The organism is Subtercola sp. YIM 133946 (assembly GCF_036553535.1).
Lineage (GTDB): Bacteria > Actinomycetota > Actinomycetes > Actinomycetales > Microbacteriaceae > Subtercola.
The window spans coordinates 51,100-73,058 of the sequence record NZ_JAZHPE010000002.1 but is presented as its reverse complement, the minus strand read 5'-3'; the positions used below and the strand labels follow the sequence as shown (position 1 = coordinate 73,058).

The following is a 21,959-nucleotide window of genomic DNA, read 5'->3' as shown; positions in this document are numbered from 1 at the left end:
ACGCCGATCTGCACCGAGCTGGGTGATCGCCAGACGACCGGGTACCGCCGGTCGAGCCGGTAGGTGGCGTGGGCGGCGGGTGGAGGGGATGTGGGGGAGAGCATCGCGGTCATGCGACCATGCTGCACCCGCAGCCGAATCAGCCCCCGGAGTTATCCACAGGCTCCTGTCGGCGCCGGGATGAGGTCACACCGGGTTGGGCTCGTCACCCGCGCCACCGCCCTCCTCCTCGCGAAAGAAGTCTTCGATCGCCTGATCCATCTCGTCGGGCTCGGGTACGCCTGCGAGCAGCCGCGCCACCAGCGCCGCCGGGTCGTCGATGTCGTCAGACGTCGGCACCAGGTCGGGGTGCGACCACAGCGAATCGCGCATCTCGGCGCCCACGGCGTCGGTCACGGCCTGCCACATGGCGGCCGCTTCGCGCAGCCGGCGCGGCCGCAGCTCGAGCCCGACCAGCGTGGAGAAGGCCGACTCGGCCGGACCGCCGGTGGCCCGGCGGCGGCGCACCGTCTCGGCGACGGCGTCGCGCTTCGGCAGGCGCACGGTGGCCGCCGCGGTGACCACGTCGACCCAGCCCTCGACGAGCGCCAGGGTGGTCTCGAGGCGGGCCAGGGCCTGCAGCTGGCTGTCTGACTTCGGCGGGATCAGGGCCCCGCTCACCATCGCCTGCCGCAGCTCTTCGGGGTTCGACGGATCGAAGCCCGAGGCCAGCTCCTCGAGCCGGTCGGTGTCGATCGAGATGCCGCGCGCGAATTCGGTGATGGAGCTGATCATGTGCAGTCGCAGCCACTTCGCGTGCCTGAACAGCCGGGCGTGCGCGATCTCGCGCACGGATAAGTAGAGCTGAACCTGGTCGACGGGAATGTCGAGCCCCTCGCCGAACGCGTCGAGGTTCTGCGGCACCAGCGCGGCCTGCTGCTCGCTCAGCAGCGGGATGCCCACATCACCGCCCGAGACCACCTCGGTCGAGAGCTGGCCGACCACCTGGCCCAGCTGCATCGCGAACAGCGCACCGCCGATGTTGCGCATCAGCTGGCTCGCGCTCGCCATCATGCCCGACAGCTCTTCGGGGGCCTGCTCCTTGAGCACGCGGGTGAGGGCGTCGGCGATGCTGAGGGCGACGGGTTCGGCGAGCTGGGTCCACACCGGCATGGTCGCGGTGGCCCACTCCTTGCGGCTGAGCAGCCGCGGCGTGGCGGCGAGTTCGGCCACATAGGTCACCTCGTCGAGCCAGAGTTCGGCGACGTGCAGGGCCTGCTCGAGGGCCGACCGGCTCGCGGGCGAGATGACCACCGCGTCTTTCGCGGCGATCTCCTGGGCGGCCTCGAGGGCCACCTTCCAGTCGACGCCGTCACCGGTGTGCTGCATCGCCTTCTGCAACTGCTGCATCAGCTGTGCCACGGCGGCAGGGTCGGAGGGCAGACCGGCGGCACTCGCCAGCTTCGACGGGTCGAGGTCGGAGTTGCCCGAGAGAAACTGGCGCAGCATCTCTGTGAACTCGTCTTCGGGGTTCTTGTCTTCGTCGCTCACTGCGCTTCTCCACGTCTTCGGTCGGCCACGGCGTTCATACGGCCATGTGGCTGAAGCCCCAGTTGTCTCCATGGTGCCTATCAGCCTCGACTTCTACGCTACTTCGTGGCCCATCGGCCAAGCTGGGATTTCTCATATGCTGGGGTGCCGACTCGTGCGCCTGTGGCGAACAGGGCGACGCCGGGCACAGCTGCAGAAGAAAACGAGAGGGCTGACGTGAGACGCCGCAGAACCATCGGCTGGGTCAGCCTGATCGCCGCGCTCGCCCTGGCGCTCGGCATGAGCTTCATTCCGTCGCCGTACGTCATCGAGCAGCCCGGCCCCGTGTTCAACACCCTCGGCACCAGTTCGCACGACGGCACCGAGACCCCGCTCATCTCCATCACGGGTGCTCCGACCTACCCGACCGCCGGCTCGCTCGACATGCTCACCGTCTCGGTGGTGGGCACGCCCACCAGCCTGCCCAGCTGGGCCGAGATCATCGGTGCCTTCTTCGACACCAGCAAGGCCATCGTGCCGGTCGACGCCATCTACCCGCCGACGGTCACTGTCGACGAGCAGAACCAGGAGAACCAGGCGATGATGGTCGACTCGCAGCAGGAGGCCATCGCGGCCGCGCTGACGAACCTCGACATCCCGTTCCAGACCTCGGTCACTGTGGCCCAGCTCACTGCAGATTCGCCCGCCACGGGCATCCTGCAGGTCGGCGACACCGTCGATTCGGTCAACGGCACCGCCGTCACGAGCGTCGACGAGCTGCGCGCCGCTGTCGCCGCCAACGGGGATGCCCAGCCGGCCAGCATCGTCATCACCCGCTCGGGTGCGCAGCAGACCGTACAGGTCACGCCGGTGAAGGCGAGCGATGGAACCCTGCTGCTCGGCATCGGTGCCGGGGCGACCTACACCTTTCCGTTCACCGTCGACATCCAGCTCGACAACGTCGGCGGCCCGAGCGCCGGAATGATGTTCGCGCTCGGCATCATCGACCAGCTGACGCCCGGCGAGCTGAACGGCGGCAAGAATGTGGCCGGCACCGGCACGATCAGCGCCGACGGCACGGTCGGTGCCATCGGGGGCATCCGGCAGAAGCTGTACGGGGCCGTCGACAGCGGCGCGAGCTACTTTCTGGCCCCCGCGTCGAACTGCGACGAGGTCGTCGGCCACGTGCCCGCCGGCCTGCAGGTCTTCGCGGTGAAGACGCTGAGCGACTCGCTCACGGCACTGAACGACATCAGCGCCGGTGCCGACCTCTCGTCGTTACCGACGTGTGACTGACCTTTCAGCGCCTTGGGAGGTTGGCGGGGCGGAATGCCAGCCGCGGTTGTCTAGGATTAGCTGACATCCACAGCTTGGGTCGCTCAACCCGCACTGACCAGAAACACCCAACTCAAGAGGCACAACGTGACTTCCTCCCCGGCGCCGAACTCCAGCGCGCAGAACCCGGGCGCGGGCAGGCCCGCACGACGGTCGCGCACCGTGATCGCCATCGCGATCGCGATCATCGCCGTTCTCGCGGTTCTGTTCTTCGTCTTCACCAACCTGTACACCGAGGTGCTCTGGTTCAACCAGCTGGGCTTCCTGAGCGTGCTCACAACGCAGTGGATCGCCGGCGGCATCATGTTCTTCGTCGGCTTCTTCGCCATGGCCATCCCGGTGTTCGTGAGCATCGACATCGCGTTCCGGTTCCGCCCGGTCTACGCCAAGCTGAACTCGCAACTCGACCGCTACCAACAGGTCGTCGAGCCGCTGCGTCGCCTCGCCGCCTTCGGCATCCCGGCTCTGCTCGGCCTGTTCGCCGGAGTCGCCGCGGCGACGCGCTGGCAGGTCGTGCTCATGTACCTGAACCGCACGTCGTTCGGCCAGACCGACCCGCAGTTCAACCTCGACATCTCGTTCTACATCTATGACCTGCCGTTCTGGCAGAGCGTGGTGGGCTTCGCCTCGGCCGTCGTGCTGATCTCGGGTCTGGCCGCCATCGCCACCAGCTACCTCTACGGCGCGATCCGGTTCGGCCAGCGCGAGGTGCGCATCTCGAAGACGGCCCGCATCCAGATCGCCATCACCGCGGGCATCTACCTGCTGCTGCAGGGCATCAGCATCTGGCTCGACCAGTTCGCCACGCTGACGTCGAGCGGCGGCCTGCTGACGGGTGCGTCGTACGCCGACGTCAATGCGACCATCCCGGGCCTGCAGATCCTGTCGGGCATCGCGATCATCGTCGCCATCCTCTTCTTCATCGCGGCCTTCGTCGGCCGCTGGCGACTGCCCGTCATCGGCACCGCCCTTCTCATCGTCAGCGCGCTCATCCTCGGTTCGCTGACCCCGTGGGTCGTGCAGCGCTTCCAGGTCGACCCCTCCGAGCGCAGCCTCGAGGCGCCGTACCTGCAGCGCAACATCGACATGACCCGTGACGCCTACGGGGTGGCCGACGTCGACACGATTCCGTACGACGCCACGACCACTGCAGAGGCGGGGGCACTGCGGTCGGATGCCGCGACCACGTCGAGCATCCGCATCCTCGACCCGGCTCTCGTCTCGAGCACGTTCGCGGCGCTGCAGCAGTTTCGGCAGTACTACCAGTTTCCGACCGACCTCAACGTCGACCGGTACGAGGTGAACGGCCAGAGCCAAGACACCGTGACGGCCGTGCGCGACCTGAACCTCACACAGCTCGGCACCTCGGCGAGCTGGTACAACCAGACCGTCGTCTACACGCACGGCTACGGCGTCGTGGCTGCCTACGGCAACCAGCGTTCGGCCGACGGCCAGCCCGTGTTCGCCGAGTCGGGCATCCCGAGCGCCGGTGTGCTCGGCGACTACGAACCACGAATCTACTTCGGCGAGAACTCGCCCACCTACTCGATCGTCGGTGCGCCGGCCGGGTCGACCCCGACCGAGCTCGACTACCCGTCGGGAACGGCGGATGCCCAGCAGACGTACACCACGTTCACCGGCGACGGCGGCCCGAAGCTCGACAACGTGTTCAACAAGCTCGCGTATGCGCTGAAGTTCCAGTCGGAGCAGATCTTCCTCTCGGAGGCGGTGAACAACGACTCGCAGATTCTGTACGACCGCGACCCGGCGACACGCGTGTCGAAGGTCGCGCCGTACCTGACCATCGACTCCGACCCGTATGCCTCGGTCGTCGACGGCCGGGTCGTGTGGATCGTCGACGGCTACACGACGAGCTCCAACTACCCCTACTCGAAAACCGAGGGGCTGAGTGCGGCCATCGCCGACACGTACACACCGAAGCCCGGGTACGCGGTCGACAACAACATCAACTACATCCGCAACTCGGTGAAGGCCACGGTCGACGCCTATGACGGCAAGGTCACGCTCTACGCGTGGGACGACACCGACCCCATCCTGCAGACCTGGGAGAAGATCTTCCCGGCCACGGTCAAACCGATGAGCGACATGAGCTCACAGCTGATGAGCCACGTGCGCTACCCGGCCGACCTGTTCAAGGTGCAACGAGCGATTCTCGGCCAGTACCACGTCACCGACGCCGGCTCGTTCTACTCGCGCGAAGACGCCTGGACCACGCCGAACGACCCGACCTCGTCAGCGACGAACCCCACTCTGCAACCGCCGTACTACCTGACGCTGCAGATGCCGGGCCAGGATCAACCCGAGTACTCGCTCTACTCGACGTTCATTCCGCTCACCGGCGAAGACACCTCGAAGAGCCTCAATGGCTATCTGGCGGTCGACTCCAACGCCGGAGACGCGGCGGGGGTGAAGTCTGCCGACTTCGGCAAGCTGAGGCTGCTGACGCTGCCGAAAGACGCCACGGTGCCCGGCCCCGGCCAGGAACAGAACAAGTTCAGCTCAGACCCGACGGTGTCTCAGGCCCTCAACCTGCTGAAACAGGGCTCGACAGAGGTGCTCAGCGGCAACCTGCTCACCCTGCCGGTGGGCGGCGGCCTGCTCTACGTGCAACCGGTCTACGTGCAGTCGCGTGGTGAGACCAGCTATCCGTTGCTGCAGAAGATCCTGGTGGGCTTCGGCGACAAGATCGCCTTCGAAGACACGCTGGATGCCGCACTCGACGATCTCTTCGGCGGCGACTCCGGGGCGACCGCGGGCGACGGCAACACGCCGACGACGCCCTCGACAGGGGCGGGCACCGGCACCGGCACGAGTACCGGAACGACGAGCAACAACGCGGCCCTCCAGCAGGCACTGAACGACGCCCAGGCCGCCCTGGCAGCCCGAGACGCCGCGCTGCAGAACGCCGACTGGACGGCCTACGGCGTGGCCGATGCGCAGCTGAAGGCGGCGGTCGACGCGGCCATCGCGGCCAGCGGCGGAACGCCGACCGACACCACCACGCCGAGCACGGCGACGCCGAGTCCGGCCCCCACGGCGGGCGGATGATCGGCGGCTCAGCCTCGCCCTCTGGTCACGAGCATGCAAAACCTCTGGTAGTGTTATCTCTTGTGCCGCGGGGTGGAGCAGTTCGGTAGCTCGCTGGGCTCATAACCCAGAGGTCGCAGGTTCAAATCCTGTCCCCGCAACGCAGGTTGCATGAATGCAGAGAAAAGGTCCGGCCTCAGGCCGGGCCTTTTCTCGTTTCCGGCGAGGCTCTGTCGGCCACCGAGCGTCTGTCGGCCAATGAGCGTCTGTCGGCCACCGAGCGTCTGTCGGCCACCGAGCGTCTGTCGGCCAATGAGCGTCCGTCGGCCCACGAGCGTCAGCGTCGGCCCACGATCGTCACCGCTGCTGGTGCGCCGCCAGCGCCAGGAGCACCTCCGCTGCCTCCCGCGGATTCGAGAGCGTTCGGCCGGTGAGCGTCTCGAACCGCTTCAGACGGTTGCGAACGGTGTTCGGATGGAGGAAGAGCCGGTCGGCCGCCGACCGGGTCGATCCGCCGCAGTCGAACCAGACCTGAACCGTCTCGACGAGCACGTCGCGGTCGCTCTGCGCGATGTGCAGGAGGTCGCCGAGCACGTCGACGCTCACCTGGGAGGCGATGTCGGGCGCCCCTGCCGCCATGACACCCAGCGGAGACTGCCCGAAGAAGGTGGTCACCCCAGGTGGTGAGGCGATGAGGGCCGTACGGGCCAGACGGAAGGCGGGCGCGGCCTGACTGAAATCGGCGCGCTGTGGACTCACCCCCACCTCGGTGCGCGCAGCCTCCAGCTCGGCGCGGAGTCGGTCGAGAGCATCCGGTCGTTGTGTGCTCACGATTCCGGCCTGCACATCGGCCAGCAGCAGCCAGACCGACGGCACGCCCCGGGCTCTGAGCAGGCGCTCGATGTCAGGAAGCGGCACCTGGCCCAGTCTGTCGATCGCCGCTGCGACCACGACATAGCCGCCCCGTCGCGGAAACCCGAGCCGGTCGACCGCCTCCCAGAGCGTCTCGGTGGGTTGATCGCTGCTGGTGAGAATGGTGTGGATGAGGCTGAACCGCACGCGTTCCCTGGTCACCAGCAGTGCGGCCTGTTCGGCGCGGTACCCCTCCTCCATCCGGCTCACCAGTTCGTCGTGCATGAGCCACATCTCGGTCGCCAGCTCGACGAGTTCGGCGTCTGTCACCGTCTGCAGAGCGTGGGCGTAGGTCACCAGCTCATCCCACAGAAAGCGTGAGCCGACGCGCAGAGCATCGAGCACGTCGGGCAGAGGAATGCCCATACGGGCGCGTGCTGATCCGATCTCGAACGGCACCCGCATGCCGCCGTCGCCGGTTCGATAATCGAGGAGGAAGTCGATGTGCGACCGGCAGGATGCCGCGAGCTCTTCTGACGAGACCTGCGACGGAGGCTGGTAGAACGGCAGGGCGGAGCGCAGCGCAGCCGCCAGCCGCACAGACATGTCTGGCACCGTGCCGCAGAGCGAACTGAACAGCGCCTGCAGGGTCGGCCAGGGGGAGCCAGGGGTCGGAGCTGTCGACCGCAGCACCACGCCGTTCGAGAGCCCGTCGGGTGGAGCCTCCATGCGTGCGCGCCTCCTCTCGACCGGCTCGGCGAGGTCGTCGGTGGCCCCACTCTAACGATGCCCCGGCCGTTTCGACAGACCGCCGGCCGCACTGTGCAGCGGCACAGTTTCGGCCCGCCGATCACTGGTGCGGCGTCCATTGTGATGTTGCCGTGCCCTCCAGCAAGATCGCAGAGAGCCAGTGCCGCCTCGTTCGTCAGTCACATCATCATGCTCAGAATCATCACGCTCAGAGGAGACCCTTCATGCCGGCACCATCGACAGCCAGCCCCCTTGCCACCATCGCCGACCGAGTGGGCTCGCGATGGTGGATCCTCCTCGTCATCGGAGTGTTCTGGGTCGTGGTCGGTTTCGTCGTGCTGAGGTTCGATTCGTCTACCGTGACGGTGGTGTCGATCATCTTCGGCATCATGGTGCTTCTCTCGGCGGCCGGCGAGGCTTTCCGCGCTTTCGTCACGCCGGGCGGCTGGCGTGTCTGGCATGCGATCTTCGCCGTACTGCTCGTCATCGGTGCCGTCGTCATCTTCGTCAACCCCGGCGATGCGTTCGTCTCGCTCGCTCTGGTGGTCGGTTTCTATTTCGTCTTCGCCGGAACCTTCGACATCGTCTCGAGCCTCTTCAGCACGGCTGTTCCCGGCTGGTGGCTGCAGCTGTTGTCGGGTATCGCCCAGCTCGTGCTGGGCCTCATCGCCTCGTCGTCATGGCAGACCAGCATCGTCGTGCTCGTGACCTACGTGAGCGTCTTGGCCCTCTTCCGCGGAGTCGCCGAGATCGCCGCCGCCTTCGCTGTGCGCGGCATCGCGCAGAACACCCGCTGACCTTCCGGCCGGCCAGCGCAGCGGTGCTGATCGTCGTCACGTCCTCATCCGAAGTTCATCACATCCCCACCGAAACAAACAGAAAGAAGACACACAATGGCACTCTCCGATCAGCTCAGCGAGCTCAGCACCCAGGCGAAAGCCCTCGAAGACTCGGCTGCGAGCATCCACGCCGAGAACAAAGCCAAGGCAGAGGCACGCATCGCAGAGCTCCGGGCGTCGCTCGACGCTGCCAAGGTCTCGGTCGACTCGAAGCTCGACGCCGACGCCGATGAGATCGACACGGCATGGGCTCAGATGCAGAGGTCGGTCTCTGACAGCTTCGCGTCGCTCAAGGCAGACGCGGATGCCCGGCGAACCCACCGCAAGGCGACCCACGCCGATCGTGCCGCCGACAGCGCAGAACTCGATGCGCAAGACGCGATCGACTTCGCCATTCAGGCGCTGCAGGAGGCGGAGTACTTCGTGCTGACGGCTGCCGTCGCCCGCGAAGACGCCGACGAGGCTGAGGCCGCCGACATCGAACGCTGAGACGGGCGGGCGGCCCGCGGCCCGCGGCCCCGACTACGCCCGGCGGTCGAAGGTGAGGTGCGTGACGCCGCTCGGCGAGCTCACCGCCTCGATGTCGAAGCGCTGCTCGAGGCCCTCGAGGCCGTCCCAGAGCCGTTCTCCCCGGCCCAGCACGATGGGCACCTGCACCAGGTGCATCGTGTCGACGAGGTCGGCGGCGAGAAACTGGCGAACGGTCTCGACACCGCCCCCGATGCGAACATCCAGCCCGCCCGCGGCCTCCTGCGCAAGGGCCAGCGCCTCGGCGGGCGTGGCGTCGATGAAGTGGAAGGTGGTGCCGCCCTCCATCTCGAGCGTCGGCCGGGGGTGGTGGGTCAGCACGAAGACGGGGGTGTGGAAGACGGGATCGTCTCCCCACCAGCCCTTCCACTCATCATCGCTCCACGGGCCGCGCTGCGGCCCGAACTTGTTGCGCCCCATGATCTCGGCACCGACACCGGCTCCCCAGTTCGCGGCGAAGGCGGCGTCGACGCCGTTGCTACCGCCCTCGGCGCCCTGCATCTGGCGAAAGGTCGGAGTGTCGAAGAACCACTCCATCAGCCGGCCCCCCGCGTGGCCGAAGGGCGAGTCGAGGGTCTGGCCCTCGCCGGCACCGAACCCGTCGAGCGAGATTGCGAAGTTGTGTACCCGTGTGCGTGTCATGACATACCCTTCTGCCGGCGATGTTCGTGCATCAGCATACGGCCGACCACCCTCGCGCGACGGTGCTCAGTCACCCCAGATACGCAGTGCCGACGTGACGACATGCTCGACGGCGCGACCGAACAGCTGCTCTTTGCTGCCGAACGTGCGGTAGAGGCCCGTCTTGTTGAGACCCGTCGCCTCCATCAGAACGGCGAGCGTGGTCGCCTCGTAGCCGAACTCCCAGAAGGCGAGCAGGGCGGCTCGGAGCGCCTGCGTCTCATCGAATGTTCTGGGGCGGGCCACGCAGAGCTGGCGGAGCACTACACGGTGATCGTGCCCGATCTGCGCGGCATCGGCGACTCGGGCCTGCCACAGAAGCCGCTCAGCGGGTACGACAAGGTCACGGTGGCGGGAGACATCCATCAACTCGTCGAGCGGCTCGGGCTCGGGCCGGTGCACGTGATCGGCCACGACCACGGCGCGGCGGTCGCCTACGCCTACTCGGCCACCTACCGCGACGAGGTGCGAAGCTTCGTCTTCTGCGAGATGGCGCTGATGGGTGTCGCCGGTGACAGGGGCATCGAGTACTTCATGGACCAGCGCGAAGAGCTGCGGCTCTGGCACCTCTCGTTCCACGCGGCCAACCACGTGGCCGAGATGCTCATCCGCGGCCGGGAGCGCGAGTACCTGCGCTGGTTCTACCGAATGCAGATCGTCAACGTCGACGCCATCTCAGACGACGACATCGAGGTGTACGCCCGCAGCTACGCGGGGCCGGGCGGGCTGCGACTCGAGTTCTACCGGGCGTTCTACCAAGACGGTATCGATAACGCGAAGCTGAAGGAGAACCGGCTGACCATCCCCGTTCTCGCGCTGGGCGGCGCCGACAGCATCCGCGATCTCTGCGTGAGTTCGATGGAGGCGGTCGCCGACGACGTGACGGGCGTGGTCATCGATGAGTGCGGGCACTGGCTGCCCGAGGAGCGCCCGCAGGAGTTTCTGCGCGCGGTGCTGCCGTTCCTGGCGGCGGCCGGGTCGTAGACCACGTCAGCCGGCGAGATGCAGCCCCGGCGGAAAGTAGTGCGTCTCAACCGGGGGAGACGCAGTGAGGGCGGTCACGGCATCCCGAAACTCGCGGTCGCGCCCGGTGAGCCGCTCGGTCTGCTGGCGGCGGTACTCCGACCATGACGACACCACGAACATCTCGAGGTACTCGTCGGCCGCCTCGGCGCTGCGGTAGAACCGCCACCGCGCCGCGCCGGTGCGCCGCCGCGACGAGCCGAGCTGCGTCATGGCGGCCCGGAACGCGGTAGCGTCGGCCGCCTCGACCCGGTACCGCACGAGCACCGTGACCGGCCCGTCGGTGGGGTCGGGCTCGAACACGAGGGTGGGCATCGGCCAGGCCATGCTGATGCTGCGGTCGATCTGCCCCGTTCCGTGCAGCAGGGGCAGAAACCGGATGCTCGCCGCCACCAGCACGAGCAGCAGCACGGTCACGCCCAGTGCTTCGGGTGTGCCGATGATCTGCGCCACGACGCCCCACACCAGCGACCCGGCTGCCATCGTTCCCGTGAACACGAGGATGTACGCGGCGGCGCCCCGCGACCTGACCCATTGCGGCAGGGTGAGCTGCAGCGCGGAGTTGAGCACGGTGAGGGTGCCGATCCACGCGAGGCCGGCCAGCGCCAACAGCACGACCGTCGCGCCGAACGGCAGCAGGGCTGCCGCGATCACTCCCACCGCGTAGAGCAGGGCGCTCGCGGCGAGAACGACGTTGTCGCTGAATCGCCGTCGCGCCACGGGCAGTACGAAGATGCCGATCACCGCCCCCACGCCGAGCGACCCGAGCAGAAAGCCGTAGCCCGCGCTGCCGAGCCCCATGCGTGCCGCCGTGATGGGCAGCAGTGCCCAGAGCGCGCTGGCCGGAAACGCGAACACCGCCGACCGCAACAGGATGCGTCGCACGAGGTGCGCCGACCCCACGTAGCGCAGACCGGCCTTCAGGGCCGCCCAGGCGGGCTCGGGATCGTCGAGTCCGGCCTGCGCCGGCCGCCGCCACCACAGCAGCGCGAGAACAGCGGCCACGAAGCTGGCCGCGTTGATGCCGAAGACCACCGCGGTGCCGGCCTGGGCGAGAATGAGGCCCGCGAGGGCCGGCCCGATGGCCCGTGCGCCGTTGACCGTGACCCCGCCGAGCCCCGACGCGGCCGAGATCTGCTCGCGCGGAACCAGTTCGGGCTGGATGGCCTGCCAGGCCGGCCCCGTGAGGGCCGAGGTCGCACCCAGCACGAAGGTGAAGGTGAGCAGGAGAAGCGGGGTCAGGGCGTTCGCCGCGGTGAAGACCGTCAGGCCCGTTGCCACGATCGCGCTGGCCAGCGAGCCCCAGATGAGCAGTCGGCGTCGGTCGACCGAATCTGACAGCACGCCGGCCGGCAGGGAGAACAGCAGTGAGGGGGTGAGGCTGGCGGTCTGAACCAGCGCGATGACCGTGGCGCCGGCGGCGCTCTCGACGAGAAACCACTGCGCGCCCACGGTCTGCATCCACGTGCCGATGTTGCTGCCCAGCTGAGCCAGCCACAGTACCCGGAAGACAGTGATGCCGAGCGGAGCCCACGCCGACACCGCCGCCGCGCCGCCGGGTCTGACTTTCGACATGGCCCCAGCGTACGTGTCACGCCGGTCTGCGACCGCCACGGCGGGTGACCCCGCCGCTCCCACCCTGGGCTGTATGCCGCCGTGGGAACGCCGCTACTTGGGCACCGAGACCTTGATCTCCTTCGAGACCAGCGTGCGGGTCGTGTACCCCGCCTTGGCGCCGGTCACGGCGACCGAGACCTGTTCGCCGCCCGCTGTCGCCGGAATCACGAAGCTCGTCGAGGTCGCGCCGGCCACGGCCGTGCCGTCGATCATCCACTGGTAGCTCAGGGCGACCGGTGCGGGGCTCCACGTGCCGGCGGGCACCGTGATGGTGTCGCCGGGGTCGATCGACCCCGGAATGGTCGGCTCGGGGGCCGCCGGCGCGGGGGCGGTCAGGATGCCCGGGCTCACCTTCACCGCAGCACTGGTCTTCGACGCCGACGTGAACGACCCCTTCGACCCGGTGACCCGCACCGCGACCGAGTGGCCGGCGTCGGCGGGGGTGAGCGTGTGGTACGACGACGTGGCGCCGGAGATGACGACGCCGTCACGCAGCCAGGCGTACGTGAAGGAGACAGGGGCCGGGCCCCATGAACCGGTGGCCGAGCTGAGCTTCTGGCCCACCCGGGCGGTGCCCGAGACGGTGGGGGTGGCGGTGGCCAGCGTTCCGCCGCCGATGGTGGCCGAGGGAGCACTGGTCTTGCTGACCGCCAGGTAGCCCGTCTTTGTGCCGGTGACGCTCGCCGTGATGGTCGAGCCGGCGTCGGCATTCGTCAGGGTGTAGGTCTTCGCGGTGGCCCCTGCGATGGCGGTGCCGCCGCGCTTCCATTGGTAGGCGAGGGTGACGGGGGCCGGCGCCCAGGAGCCCGCCGTGATGGCCAGCGTGTGCCCGACCGTGGTGGTGCCCGAGAGGGTCGGGGTGGGCGTCGCCGTGAGCGTCTTCGCGGCGGTCAGCGTGCCGGCTTCGGCTGCGCTGGGAACCGCGAGAGCGGCCGCCAGCGCGACGAGGCCCGCCACGGTGAGCGCCAGCAGCGACCGTACGAACCGCGACCGCGCAACGGGGCGACGGCGGTCGGCAGAAGAGAAGGAAGAGAGAATCGTCATGCGAACAAGTATGACGGAAACTCAGCAATTGTCTACAGATTGCCGAGAATATGTCAGCAAATGCTACGAACGCGCCGCCAGGAGTTGCTGCATGTAGGTGATCTCACTCGTCTGGGCCGTGATGATCGTGTTGGCCAGCGCCACCACATCAGGGTTGGTCGAGCGAGCGACCAGGGCATCCGCCATCTCCACCCCGCCCCGGTGGTGCGCGATCATCAGCGTCAGAAAGAGCTTCTCGGCATCGACACCGGTGAGCGTCTGCAGCCGCGCCAGATCGGTCTGGCTGGCCATGCCGGGCATGGTGGGCGAGGCGGCGATGGCGGCGTCGGTCGCGGCCACTGAGCTCATGTTCATGCCGTGCTCGGCCTGCGACTGGTCGAGCGTGGGCAGGGTCATCCAGGTCATCGCCGGCACAGGCGAACGCTGCGGCAGCTTCCACAGGTTCAGCCAGGCGAACATCTGGCCGGCCTGCTGGCCCTGCGAGGTGGCGATGTCGTAGGCCAGCTGCCTGATCTCGGGGTCGGTCGTCTGGTCGCGGATGATCAGGGCCATGTCGATCGCCTGCTGATGGTGCACCTGCATGTCGCGAGCGAAACCCGCCTCGGCGCTCAGGGTGCCGGGAGTGCTGGTGACGGGGGTCGTCACCCGTCCGACGACGAGGCCGACGACGAGCAGCAGCACCGCACCCAGAACGATGGCGACGCGCAACCGCAGCCGGCGGCCGCGGTCGGCTGCAGGCGGAAGCTCACGGGGGGCCCGCGGCGCATCCGACGATACGGATGCCGCCATTGCTGTCGGCGCTGCTGCCGGTGCGGGAGTGTCTGCGGTCACGACACCAGGCCCGGGGCCGTCACCCCGCCGGTGCAGGCCGCGCCCGGCTCGGGGGCATCGGGCGACTGCCAGTAGGTGTTCAGAAAGTCTTGCAGGCGGGTGTCGTCGACCCCGGTCAGCTGGATCTGCGCGCCCCAGGCCGAGGCGACCACGGGGGAGGGCAGCCCGACGTAGGGCGACACGATGATGTAGGTGTCGGGCAGCTCGGAGCGCAGCTTGGTGAGATCGTCGCCGGTCACCTGCGTGGCATCGTAGGTCACCCACACAGTTCCGTGCTCGAGGGAGTGCACCGCGTTCTCGTTCGGAACCGCCTGGTCGTACACGCCGCAGTTCAGCCACACCGGGTTGTGGTCGCCGCCCACGGGCGGAACCTGCGGGTAGGTGACCGAGCCGGTGACGTGGTTGCGGGTCAGGCCGGTGAAGGTCTGCACGCCGTCGGCCTTGGTGGCGACGGGGGCTGGTGCCGACCCGGCACCGCTCACGACGAACACGATCACCAGCACCACGATGAGGCCCAGCGCACCGAACCCGGTGCCGAACGCGATGCGGCGATTTCGCGTGGCCTTGGCCTGCGCCCGGCGCATCTCTTCGACCTTCGCCGCCCGGCGCGCTTCACGCTCCTGCTTCACCGTCGGTTTGCCGTTCACAGCCGACTTGCCGTTCACGGTCGGTTTTGCGTTCGGGTTCGGCTTGGCTGCGGGCTTCTTGCTGTCATCGGCGGGCACGTGCCGACAGTATCGATCGAAATTGGGAGAAAACCGTTAAAGCGACAACCAAGCATGGCGAGACCGGATGGCCGTGCATCCGCCGCTCGCAGACCGCACCGATCAGGCGGGCTTCTTCGCCGCCGACTTGCGCGCTCGCGGCGCGGCCGACTTCTCGCCGCCCTTCGAACGGCTCTTCTCCACGCTCTGGCGCAACGCCTCCATGAGGTCGAGCACCTCGCCGCCCTTCTCCTCAGAGTCGGGCTGCTCGCCGAACGTCGCCTCGGTGTCGACCGAATCGCCGGCCTCGAGCTTGGCGTCGATGAGCTGCCGAAGCTGCACCTGGTAGTCGTCGCTGAACTTCTCGGGCTCGAAGTCGGCCGAGTACGAGTCGACCAGGCGAGCCGACATCTCCAGCTCCTTCGCCGACACCGTGGGGCGATCGTCAAGCGACGAGAACTTCGCGTCGCGAACCTCGTCGTCCCAGAGCAGCGTCTGCAGCACCAGCACGTCGCCCGTGACGCGCAACGCGGCGAGCCTCGACTTCTGGCGCAGCGCGAACTTCACGATGGCGGTGCGGTCTGTCTCCTCGAGCGTCTTGCGAAGCAGCACGTAGGCCTTCGACGACTTGGAGTCGGGTTCGAGGTAATAGCTGCGGTCGAACCTGATGGGGTCGATCTGGTCGCTCGGCACGAACTCGACCACGTCGATCTCACGGCTCTTCTCGGCCGGCAGCGAGGCGAGGTCGTCGCTGGTGATGATGACGGTGCGCTCGCCGTCGTCGTAGGCCTTGTCGATGTGCGCATACTCGACGACCTTGCCGTCGATCTCGCACACCCGCTGGTACCGGATGCGGCCGCCGTCGGCATCGTGCACCTGGTGCAGTGAGATGTCGTGGTCTTCGGTCGCGCTGTAGACCTTGACCGGCACATTCACCAGCCCGAAGGTGATCGCACCCTTCCAAATTGATCTCATGACCCGAGTTTTCACCATAACCGTGTCAAGAGCTAGTGGGTTGACGGGCCCACCCCCAGAATGACGGTATGAATGCGCCGCGCCAGGGCACGAAGAGCAGCAGCACGGGGTCGAGCGACGAGGTGCTGGTCAGTGTCGACGGGCACCGGCTGAAACTCACCCATCTCGACAAGGTCATCTACCCCGAGACGGGCACGACGAAGGCGGATGTCGTGCAGTACTACGCCGACATCGCCGAGGTGATGCTGCCGTACATCCGCGACAGGGCGGCCACGCGCAAACGCTGGGTGAACGGGGTCGGCACCGCCGAGCATCCGGGTGAGATGTTCTTTCAGAAGAACCTCGGCGACGGCACCCCATCATGGGTGAAGCGACGGGCCATCGAGCACTCGACGCACGACAACGAATACCCCCTCGTCAACGACCGGGCCACGCTCACCTGGCTGGCGCAGATCGCCGCGCTCGAGATCCACGTGCCGCAGTGGCGGTTCGGGCGAACCGGGGTGCGCCACAATCCCGACCGGCTCGTGCTCGACCTCGACCCGGGCGACGGCGCGGGGCTGCAGGAGTGCGCCGAGGTCGCCCGCATGGCGAGGAGCCTGCTTCAGGGCATGGGCCTCGACCCGATGCCGGTCACGAGCGGAAGCAAGGGCATCCACCTCTACGCCGCCCTCGACGGCAGCCAGACCAGCGACCAGGTCTCGGCGGTCGCCCATGAGCTCGCCCGGGTGCTCGAGGCCGACCACCCCGACCTCATCGTCAGCGACATGAAGAAGTCGCTGCGGGCCGGAAAGGTGTTGGTTGACTGGAGCCAGAACAACGGGTCAAAGACCACGGTCGCCCCGTACTCGCTGCGCGGGCGGGCGCACCCGATGGTCGCCGCGCCCCGCACCTGGCGCGAGCTGGCGCAGTCGTCGCTGGCGCAGCTCGACTACACCGAGGTGCTCGCGCGGGTGAAGCGCCGGGGCGACCCGCTGGCCGTCATTCTCGACACCGAGGGCGGCGAGCTCGAGCTGCCGACAGCGGCTGGCGATGCGGGCGAGACCGAGCGCGACCGGCTGCACACCTACCGCTCGATGCGCGACGCCGCCAAGACGCCCGAGCCGGTTCCGGATGCCCGCCCGGCGCCAGGCGAGGGCAACACGTTCGTCATCCAGAAGCACGACGCGACCCGGCTGCACTACGATTTCAGGCTCGAGCACGACGGGGTGCTGGTGTCGTGGGCGCTGCCGAAGGGGCCGCCGACCGAGACGAAGAAGAACCACCTCGCTGTGCAGACCGAAGACCACCCGCTCGAGTACGGGTCGTTCGCGGGCACCATTCCGCACGGGGAATATGGTGCGGGCACCGTCGAGATCTGGGACGAGGGCACCTACGACCTCGAGAAGTGGCGCGACGGCAAAGAGGTGATCGCGACGCTGCACGGCACGAAGCCCGGCGGGCTCGGCGGCGACCGTAAGTTCGTGCTCATCCATACGGCGTCAGGGGGCGGATCGAAGGCCGAGCAGAACTGGCTCATCCACCTGATGGAGCCGCACTACAGCGCCGAGAGCGAGAAGCGGCACGCGACGCTGCCGCCGCAGCCCGACGACGAGGCGCCCGCCATCAACGCGGCGCGGCGGGCGACTCCGCGCGGTGACAAGGCCTCCCCGAAGAAGCCGGCGTCGGCGAGCGACACGCATGCTGCGAGCGATCCGCCGCACCGGGAGCGGCTGCCCGACGTGATCACCCCGATGCTCGCCACGCTGGGGACGGCCAGAGACCTGGGCGACGAAGACGCGTGGGCCTACGAGATGAAGTGGGACGGCATCCGGGCGATCGCCTACATCGACCCCGGTGCCGCCGGCGGGGCTGATGCAGGCGCCTCGGTGCGCCTGCTGACCCGCAACGGCCACGATGTCACCGCGCAGTACCCCGAGCTGGCCGATCCGCTGCGCGAGGCGGCCGCCGGGCACAGCCTTGTGCTCGACGGCGAGATCGTCGCCCTCGATGCGAAGGGCCGGCCGAACTTCGGCCGGTTGCAGCAGCGTATGAACCTGCAGGGCACGGCCGAGATCGAGCGCGCGGTCGGCGCCGTGGCCGTGCACTACCTGGTCTTCGACATCCTGAACCTCGACGGGCAGTCGATGTTGCGCCGTTCGTACGACGACCGCCGGGTGTCGCTCGAGCAGACGGTGGCACCAAATGCCCGGTCTCTCGTTCAGGTGCCCGCCGCCTTCGACGGCGACTTCGCGGCCGCCTTCGCCGCGAGCAAGTCGCTCGCGCTCGAGGGCGTCATGGCGAAGAAGCACGAGAGCACCTACACGGCCGGTCGCCGTTCGAGGTCGTGGATCAAGGTCAAGCACTCCTCGACGCAGGAGGTGGTGATCGGCGGCTGGCGCCCCGGGGCCGGGCGGCGCGCCGGCGGGGTGGGGTCGCTGCTGCTGGGGATCCCGACCGATGGTGGGCTCGAATACGTCGGGCGGGTGGGCACCGGGTTCAGCGACCGGGAGCTCGATCGCATGGCCGCGCAGTTCGCCACGATGAAGCGCACGACGTCGCCGTTCGCCGAGACCCCGCGCGAGGTGGCCGCCGACGCCCACTACATCACGCCGAGTCTGGTGGGCGAGGTCGAGTTCGCCGAGTGGACGGCATCGGGCCACCTGCGCCAGCCGACCTGGCGCGGCTGGCGGCCCGACAAGTCGGCGGCCGACGTCGTTCGCGAATCGTGACCGCACCGGCGCGAGAGTCGCGAGCGGGCGCTCGCGGGAGGCAATAGGATGGAGTCATGACTCAGTTAGGCAAGGGCCCCGTAGAATCTCGGCAGTCGACCGGTGGAGTCGTCACCGTCGTGACGATCATCGTGTCGCTCGTGTTGTTTCTCGGTGGCATGTACCTCTTCGGTCTCGCCTTCCAGTTTCCTGACTTCGCGACGCTGATCTTCGCGTCGGGCCTGGTGGCGGTCAGCCTCGGAATCTTCATTCCGCTGCAGCTCCTGCGCCACGTCGACGGCGCCTAGGCCGCGCTTCTCGCAACGAAAAAGGCTCCCGAGCGATCGGGAGCCTTTTTCGTGCCCAGCGAGTGGGCAGGAAGACATCACGCCCCTCCGATGGTCGACTGCGCGGCGTGCAGTTACTCGCCCGCGGCCTGGCGCTTCGCCATCGCCTCGTCGTACTCCTTGCGCACCTCGGTCATGTCGAGCTCGCGAACCTGTTCGATGAGGTTCTCGAGTGCGGGCTGGGGCAGCGCGCCGGGCTGGCCGAAGATGGGGATGCCGTCGCGGTAGACCACCAGGGTCGGAATGGAGGTGATGCCGTAGCTGGCGGCCAGCGCCTGCTGGTCTTCGGTGTCGACCTTCGCGAAGGTGATGTCGGTGTTTTTCTCGCTGGTCGCTTCGAAGACCGGGCCGAACTGCCGGCACGGGCCGCACCAGGCGGCCCAGAAGTCGATCAGAACGATACCGTCGGCGACGGTGTCGTCGTGGTTCTCCTGTGTCAGGGTTTGCGTGCTCATACACAGTGAAACGCTCAGCGGGCCGAGGTATTCCCGAGGTCGGCGGCGGTCGGCTTGGCGAACACCTGGCGCATGTGGTCAGACGAGAGGTAGTCGGCGACCCCGATCAGCACGAGGCTGAAGAGAATCTGCTCGGTGATCATCCAGAGCGGGTAGAGGCCCGGAATCGCGGCGATGACCAGCGTGACGATCGGAAAGATCTTGCTGAACAGCCGTAGCCGCGAGTAGGCCCAGTAGTAGCCTTCGCGGGCGCGCCACGAGAAGTAGAACAGCGTCGTGGTGATGCCGAGCACGACCAGGCCGCGAAACCATACCGGCCAGGCGACACTCTGGCCGTCGAGGGTGAGAATCCACGCGATCAGCAGGGCCGCGATGCCGAGCATCAGCTCGACCGCGAGCAGCCAGGTGATGGCGGTGAAGGCGCGACGTGTGCGCGGGTGCGTGAGCAGCTGGTCGTCGATGCGGTACCCGGCGGTGCGGCCGGCGGCCAGCCGATCGACGCGCTCGAAAACCATGCTGACGAGTCTACGTGCCGCCGCCGGCGCAATAGCATGGCAGCATGTCGACACCGCCACCCGAAGACACAGCCGCCGCCGCGCCCCGAGTCGGTGCCGCTCAGGGTGCTGTCGAGGAGTATGTGTCAGGCTCTGGGCCCGCGCTCGGGGTCGCTATTGCGCAGTTCGCGCCGACGGCCGACACGGCTGCCAATCTCATAGAACTGCGCCGGCTGACCGGGCAGGCCGTCGCGCGCGGGGCCACCCTCGTCGTGTTTCCCGAGTACTCGTCGCACTTCCAGGCGCCGCTCGGCGCCGACACGCTCGCCGCGGCAGAGACGCTCGACGGGCCGTTCGTCGCGGCCGTCGCGGCGGTCGCTCGCGACCATTCGTGCACCGTCGTGGCCGGGCTCGTCGAACGGGCCGACGACGACCACTTCTTCAACACCCTCGTCGCCCTCGACCCCGCGGGCGACCTGGTCGCCTCGTATCGCAAGGTGCACCTGTACGACGCGTTCGGCGTGCGCGAGAGCGAATGGATGCGCGCGGGCGACCCCGGGCATCCGGCGACCTTCTCGATCGGCGGCTTCACGGTGGGGCTGCAGACGTGCTACGACATCAGGTTCCCTGAGGCCACCCGCTGGCTGGTCGACGCCGGGGTCGACCTGGTGCTGGTGCCGTCGGAGTGGGTTCCCGGCCCGGCCAAAGAGCGGCACTGGGCGACGCTGGTCACGGCGCGGGCCATCGAGAACACGCTGTACATCGCCGCGGCCGACCAGACCGCGCCGGGTGGCGTGGGGCTGAGCATGATCGTCGATCCGATGGGCGAGGTGGTGGCGAGCATCGGCGCACAGCCCGACGTGGCGGTGGCGTTTCTCGACCCCGAGCGCGTGGCGGCGGTGCGCCGCATCAACCCGGCACTGCAGCTGCGCCGGTTCACGGTCACGCCGCGGGGCTGACCGAAGGGCTCAGCGTACGCGGGGCCGGCCGTCGGGGCCGACCACCGGGGCATCCCGTGGGCTCAGCGCCCCAGCCGCGCCAACTGGGCCGCGGCGAGCTCGAGCACCTCGAACCGTTTGCAGAACGCAAAGCGCACGAGCGAGGAGTATTCACCGGCGAGCTCGTCGTGGCAGAACGCCGAGATCGGTACCGCCACCACTCCGGCGAGGTCGGGCAGCTCGCGGCAGAGCGTCACGGCATCGTCGTAGCCGAGCGGAGCAGCGTCGGCGACGACGAAGTACCCCGCCTCTGACGGGAAGACCTCCAACCCGGCCTTCGACAGCCCCGCCGACAGAACGTCGCGCTTCTGCTTCAGCACGCCGGCGATGGTGTCGAAGAACGTGTCGGGCAGCGCCAGGCCGGTGGCGATCGCGGGCTGGAAGGGAGCGCCGTTCACATACGTCAAGAACTGCTTGACGCTCAGCACTGCGGTGATGAGCTTGGCGGGGCCCGTGATCCAGCCGATCTTCCAGCCGGTGGCGCTGAACGTCTTGCCGCCCGACGAGATGGTGAGGGTGCGCTCCCAGGCACCGGGCAGGCTGGCGATGGGAATGTGCCGCTGGTCGAACACGAGATGTTCGTACACCTCGTCGGTGACGATCAGGGCATCGTGCTCGTGGGCGAGTTCGACGATCAGTTCGAGCGTGTCGAGCGGCAGCACGGCGCCGGTCGGGTTGTGCGGCGTGTTGATCACGATCAGCCGGGTGCGGTCGGTCACTGCCGCTCGCAGGTCGTCGTGATCGGGCAGAAAGTCGGGCAGCCGCAGCGTGACCGTGCGGTGCTCGCCGCGCGACAGCGAGATGAGGGCGCCGTATGCGTCGTAGAACGGCTCGAGCGTGACGACCTCGTCGCCGTCGTCGACGAGCCCCAGGATGGTCGCAGCGAGTGCCTCGGTCGCCCCCGCGGTGACCAGCACCTCCCGGTCGGCGTCGAGCTCGATACCGTAGAACCGCTTCTGGTGCTCGGCGATCGCGGTGCGCAGCTCGGCGGTGCCGCGGCCGGGCGGGTACTGGTTCATGCCGTTCTTGATGGCCTCACGGGCGGCGGCGAGCACCTCGTCGGGGCCGTCTTCGTCGGGAAAGCCCTGGCCGAGATTGATGGCTCCGGTGGCTTCGGCCAGCGCGCTCATCTCGGCGAAGATCGTCGCCCTGATCGTTCCGTCGGGCGAGAGCAGCCCGGCGCCGTCGGCCGCGCGCTGCCAGGAACCGGTGATTGACATTCCACCAACCTACCGGCAG

20 protein-coding genes and 1 tRNA gene are annotated in these 21,959 nt (G+C 68.1%); 9 read left to right on the top strand and 12 right to left on the bottom strand.

Annotated features, from left to right (window positions below; all coding sequences use genetic code 11):
* Positions 1 to 186 precede the first annotated feature (186 nt).
* The gene (locus V3W46_RS00565; protein ID WP_331781130.1) at positions 187 to 1,530 is read right to left on the bottom strand and encodes a zinc-dependent metalloprotease; all 1,344 of its coding nucleotides are present in this window, start codon (positions 1,528 to 1,530) and stop codon (positions 187 to 189) included.
* Between the two features lie 216 nt (positions 1,531 to 1,746).
* On the opposite strand from V3W46_RS00565, the gene V3W46_RS00560 reads away from it, so the two are divergent.
* The 3 genes from V3W46_RS00560 to V3W46_RS00550 all read left to right on the top strand — a co-directional run bounded on the left by V3W46_RS00560 (position 1,747) and on the right by V3W46_RS00550 (position 6,053).
* Positions 1,747 to 2,805, top strand: coding sequence for a YlbL family protein (locus tag V3W46_RS00560; protein WP_331781129.1), 1,059 nt, complete (start codon positions 1,747 to 1,749; stop codon positions 2,803 to 2,805).
* 126 nt (positions 2,806 to 2,931) lie between these two features.
* Entirely contained in the window at positions 2,932 to 5,913 is a 2,982-nt protein-coding gene (locus V3W46_RS00555) for a UPF0182 family membrane protein (protein WP_443069898.1), read from the top strand.
* A gap of 66 nt (positions 5,914 to 5,979) precedes the next feature.
* Positions 5,980 to 6,053: transfer RNA gene (locus V3W46_RS00550), tRNA-Met, on the top strand.
* Positions 6,054 to 6,249: 196 nt separating this feature from the next.
* Here V3W46_RS00550 and V3W46_RS00545 read toward each other — a convergent pair.
* On the bottom strand, positions 6,250 to 7,473 hold the full coding sequence (locus V3W46_RS00545; protein WP_331781128.1) for a PucR family transcriptional regulator: 1,224 nt from the start codon (positions 7,471 to 7,473) through the stop codon (positions 6,250 to 6,252).
* A gap of 245 nt (positions 7,474 to 7,718) precedes the next feature.
* Here V3W46_RS00545 and V3W46_RS00540 point away from each other — a divergent pair, with 245 nt between their 5' ends.
* Positions 7,719 to 8,291, top strand: coding sequence for an HdeD family acid-resistance protein (locus V3W46_RS00540; protein ID WP_331781127.1), 573 nt, complete (start codon positions 7,719 to 7,721; stop codon positions 8,289 to 8,291).
* A 96-nt stretch (positions 8,292 to 8,387) separates the two neighbouring features.
* Complete coding sequence (locus V3W46_RS00535; RefSeq protein WP_331781126.1) at positions 8,388 to 8,822, top strand: hypothetical protein; 435 nt, start codon at positions 8,388 to 8,390, stop codon at positions 8,820 to 8,822.
* A gap of 33 nt (positions 8,823 to 8,855) precedes the next feature.
* On the opposite strand, the gene V3W46_RS00530 is transcribed toward V3W46_RS00535, so the two are convergent.
* Together V3W46_RS00530 and V3W46_RS00525 are read right to left on the bottom strand one after the other, a co-directional pair.
* Positions 8,856 to 9,503, bottom strand: coding sequence for a dihydrofolate reductase family protein (locus tag V3W46_RS00530; RefSeq protein WP_331781125.1), 648 nt, complete (start codon positions 9,501 to 9,503; stop codon positions 8,856 to 8,858).
* Positions 9,504 to 9,569: 66 nt separating this feature from the next.
* Positions 9,570 to 9,806, bottom strand: a complete 237-nt coding sequence (locus V3W46_RS00525) for a TetR/AcrR family transcriptional regulator (protein ID WP_331781124.1) — start codon at positions 9,804 to 9,806, stop codon at positions 9,570 to 9,572.
* A 12-nt stretch (positions 9,807 to 9,818) separates the two neighbouring features.
* Here V3W46_RS00525 and V3W46_RS00520 point away from each other — a divergent pair, with 12 nt between their 5' ends.
* On the top strand, positions 9,819 to 10,526 hold the full coding sequence (locus V3W46_RS00520) for an alpha/beta fold hydrolase (RefSeq protein ID WP_331781123.1): 708 nt from the start codon (positions 9,819 to 9,821) through the stop codon (positions 10,524 to 10,526).
* A 6-nt stretch (positions 10,527 to 10,532) separates the two neighbouring features.
* Here the strand turns inward: V3W46_RS00520 and V3W46_RS00515 are convergent, their stop codons facing one another.
* From V3W46_RS00515 to ku, 5 genes are all read right to left on the bottom strand, one after another.
* A complete protein-coding gene (locus V3W46_RS00515) occupies positions 10,533 to 12,140 on the bottom strand; it encodes an MFS transporter (RefSeq protein WP_331781122.1) in 1,608 nt (535 codons plus the stop codon).
* Positions 12,141 to 12,233: 93 nt separating this feature from the next.
* Positions 12,234 to 13,226, bottom strand: a complete 993-nt coding sequence (locus V3W46_RS00510) for a hypothetical protein (RefSeq protein ID WP_331781121.1) — start codon at positions 13,224 to 13,226, stop codon at positions 12,234 to 12,236.
* 63 nt (positions 13,227 to 13,289) lie between these two features.
* Complete coding sequence (locus V3W46_RS00505) at positions 13,290 to 14,057, bottom strand: DUF305 domain-containing protein (protein WP_331781120.1); 768 nt, start codon at positions 14,055 to 14,057, stop codon at positions 13,290 to 13,292.
* Positions 14,054 to 14,782 carry a DUF3105 domain-containing protein gene (locus V3W46_RS00500; RefSeq protein WP_331781119.1) on the bottom strand — a complete coding sequence of 243 codons (729 nt, stop codon included), beginning with the start codon at positions 14,780 to 14,782 and terminating at the stop codon, positions 14,054 to 14,056. The genes V3W46_RS00505 and V3W46_RS00500 overlap by 4 nt, the downstream gene beginning before the upstream one ends.
* 102 nt (positions 14,783 to 14,884) lie before the next feature.
* Positions 14,885 to 15,736: a non-homologous end joining protein Ku gene (gene ku, locus V3W46_RS00495; protein ID WP_331781118.1), complete on the bottom strand. Its 852-nt coding sequence runs from the start codon at positions 15,734 to 15,736 to the stop codon at positions 14,885 to 14,887.
* Between the two features lie 68 nt (positions 15,737 to 15,804).
* Here ku and V3W46_RS00490 point away from each other — a divergent pair, with 68 nt between their 5' ends.
* Positions 15,805 to 18,447 (top strand): ATP-dependent DNA ligase, encoded by a 2,643-nt coding sequence (locus V3W46_RS00490; RefSeq protein WP_331781117.1) that lies wholly within the window; start codon positions 15,805 to 15,807, stop codon positions 18,445 to 18,447.
* Between the two features lie 56 nt (positions 18,448 to 18,503).
* Positions 18,504 to 18,734 (top strand): hypothetical protein, encoded by a 231-nt coding sequence (locus tag V3W46_RS00485; protein ID WP_331781116.1) that lies wholly within the window; start codon positions 18,504 to 18,506, stop codon positions 18,732 to 18,734.
* Between the two features lie 113 nt (positions 18,735 to 18,847).
* Here the strand turns inward: V3W46_RS00485 and trxA are convergent, their stop codons facing one another.
* Together trxA and V3W46_RS00475 are read right to left on the bottom strand one after the other, a co-directional pair.
* Positions 18,848 to 19,228, bottom strand: a complete 381-nt coding sequence (trxA, locus tag V3W46_RS00480; protein ID WP_331781115.1) for a thioredoxin — start codon at positions 19,226 to 19,228, stop codon at positions 18,848 to 18,850.
* Between the two features lie 14 nt (positions 19,229 to 19,242).
* Positions 19,243 to 19,743: a hypothetical protein gene (locus tag V3W46_RS00475; protein ID WP_331781114.1), complete on the bottom strand. Its 501-nt coding sequence runs from the start codon at positions 19,741 to 19,743 to the stop codon at positions 19,243 to 19,245.
* Between the two features lie 44 nt (positions 19,744 to 19,787).
* On the opposite strand from V3W46_RS00475, the gene V3W46_RS00470 reads away from it, so the two are divergent.
* Positions 19,788 to 20,681 carry a carbon-nitrogen hydrolase family protein gene (locus tag V3W46_RS00470; RefSeq protein ID WP_331781113.1) on the top strand — a complete coding sequence of 298 codons (894 nt, stop codon included), beginning with the start codon at positions 19,788 to 19,790 and terminating at the stop codon, positions 20,679 to 20,681.
* A 62-nt stretch (positions 20,682 to 20,743) separates the two neighbouring features.
* Here V3W46_RS00470 and V3W46_RS00465 read toward each other — a convergent pair whose 3' ends face one another.
* Complete coding sequence (locus V3W46_RS00465) at positions 20,744 to 21,940, bottom strand: pyridoxal phosphate-dependent aminotransferase (protein WP_331781112.1); 1,197 nt, start codon at positions 21,938 to 21,940, stop codon at positions 20,744 to 20,746.
* Positions 21,941 to 21,959 lie beyond the last annotated feature (19 nt).

Coding starts and splice junctions, on each gene's coding strand:
- V3W46_RS00545 (WP_331781128.1), bottom strand. CDS start 7,473: ATGGAGGCTCCACCCGACGGGCTCTCGAACGGCGTGGTGCTGCGGTCG.
- V3W46_RS00540 (WP_331781127.1), top strand. CDS start 7,719: ATGCCGGCACCATCGACAGCCAGCCCCCTTGCCACCATCGCCGACCGA.
- V3W46_RS00535 (WP_331781126.1), top strand. CDS start 8,388: ATGGCACTCTCCGATCAGCTCAGCGAGCTCAGCACCCAGGCGAAAGCC.
- V3W46_RS00530 (WP_331781125.1), bottom strand. CDS start 9,503: ATGACACGCACACGGGTACACAACTTCGCAATCTCGCTCGACGGGTTC.
- V3W46_RS00515 (WP_331781122.1), bottom strand. CDS start 12,140: ATGTCGAAAGTCAGACCCGGCGGCGCGGCGGCGGTGTCGGCGTGGGCT.
- V3W46_RS00510 (WP_331781121.1), bottom strand. CDS start 13,226: ATGACGATTCTCTCTTCCTTCTCTTCTGCCGACCGCCGTCGCCCCGTT.
- ku (WP_331781118.1), bottom strand. CDS start 15,736: ATGAGATCAATTTGGAAGGGTGCGATCACCTTCGGGCTGGTGAATGTG.
- V3W46_RS00490 (WP_331781117.1), top strand. CDS start 15,805: ATGAATGCGCCGCGCCAGGGCACGAAGAGCAGCAGCACGGGGTCGAGC.
- V3W46_RS00485 (WP_331781116.1), top strand. CDS start 18,504: ATGACTCAGTTAGGCAAGGGCCCCGTAGAATCTCGGCAGTCGACCGGT.
- trxA (WP_331781115.1), bottom strand. CDS start 19,228: ATGAGCACGCAAACCCTGACACAGGAGAACCACGACGACACCGTCGCC.
- V3W46_RS00475 (WP_331781114.1), bottom strand. CDS start 19,743: ATGGTTTTCGAGCGCGTCGATCGGCTGGCCGCCGGCCGCACCGCCGGG.
- V3W46_RS00470 (WP_331781113.1), top strand. CDS start 19,788: ATGTCGACACCGCCACCCGAAGACACAGCCGCCGCCGCGCCCCGAGTC.
- V3W46_RS00465 (WP_331781112.1), bottom strand. CDS start 21,940: ATGTCAATCACCGGTTCCTGGCAGCGCGCGGCCGACGGCGCCGGGCTG.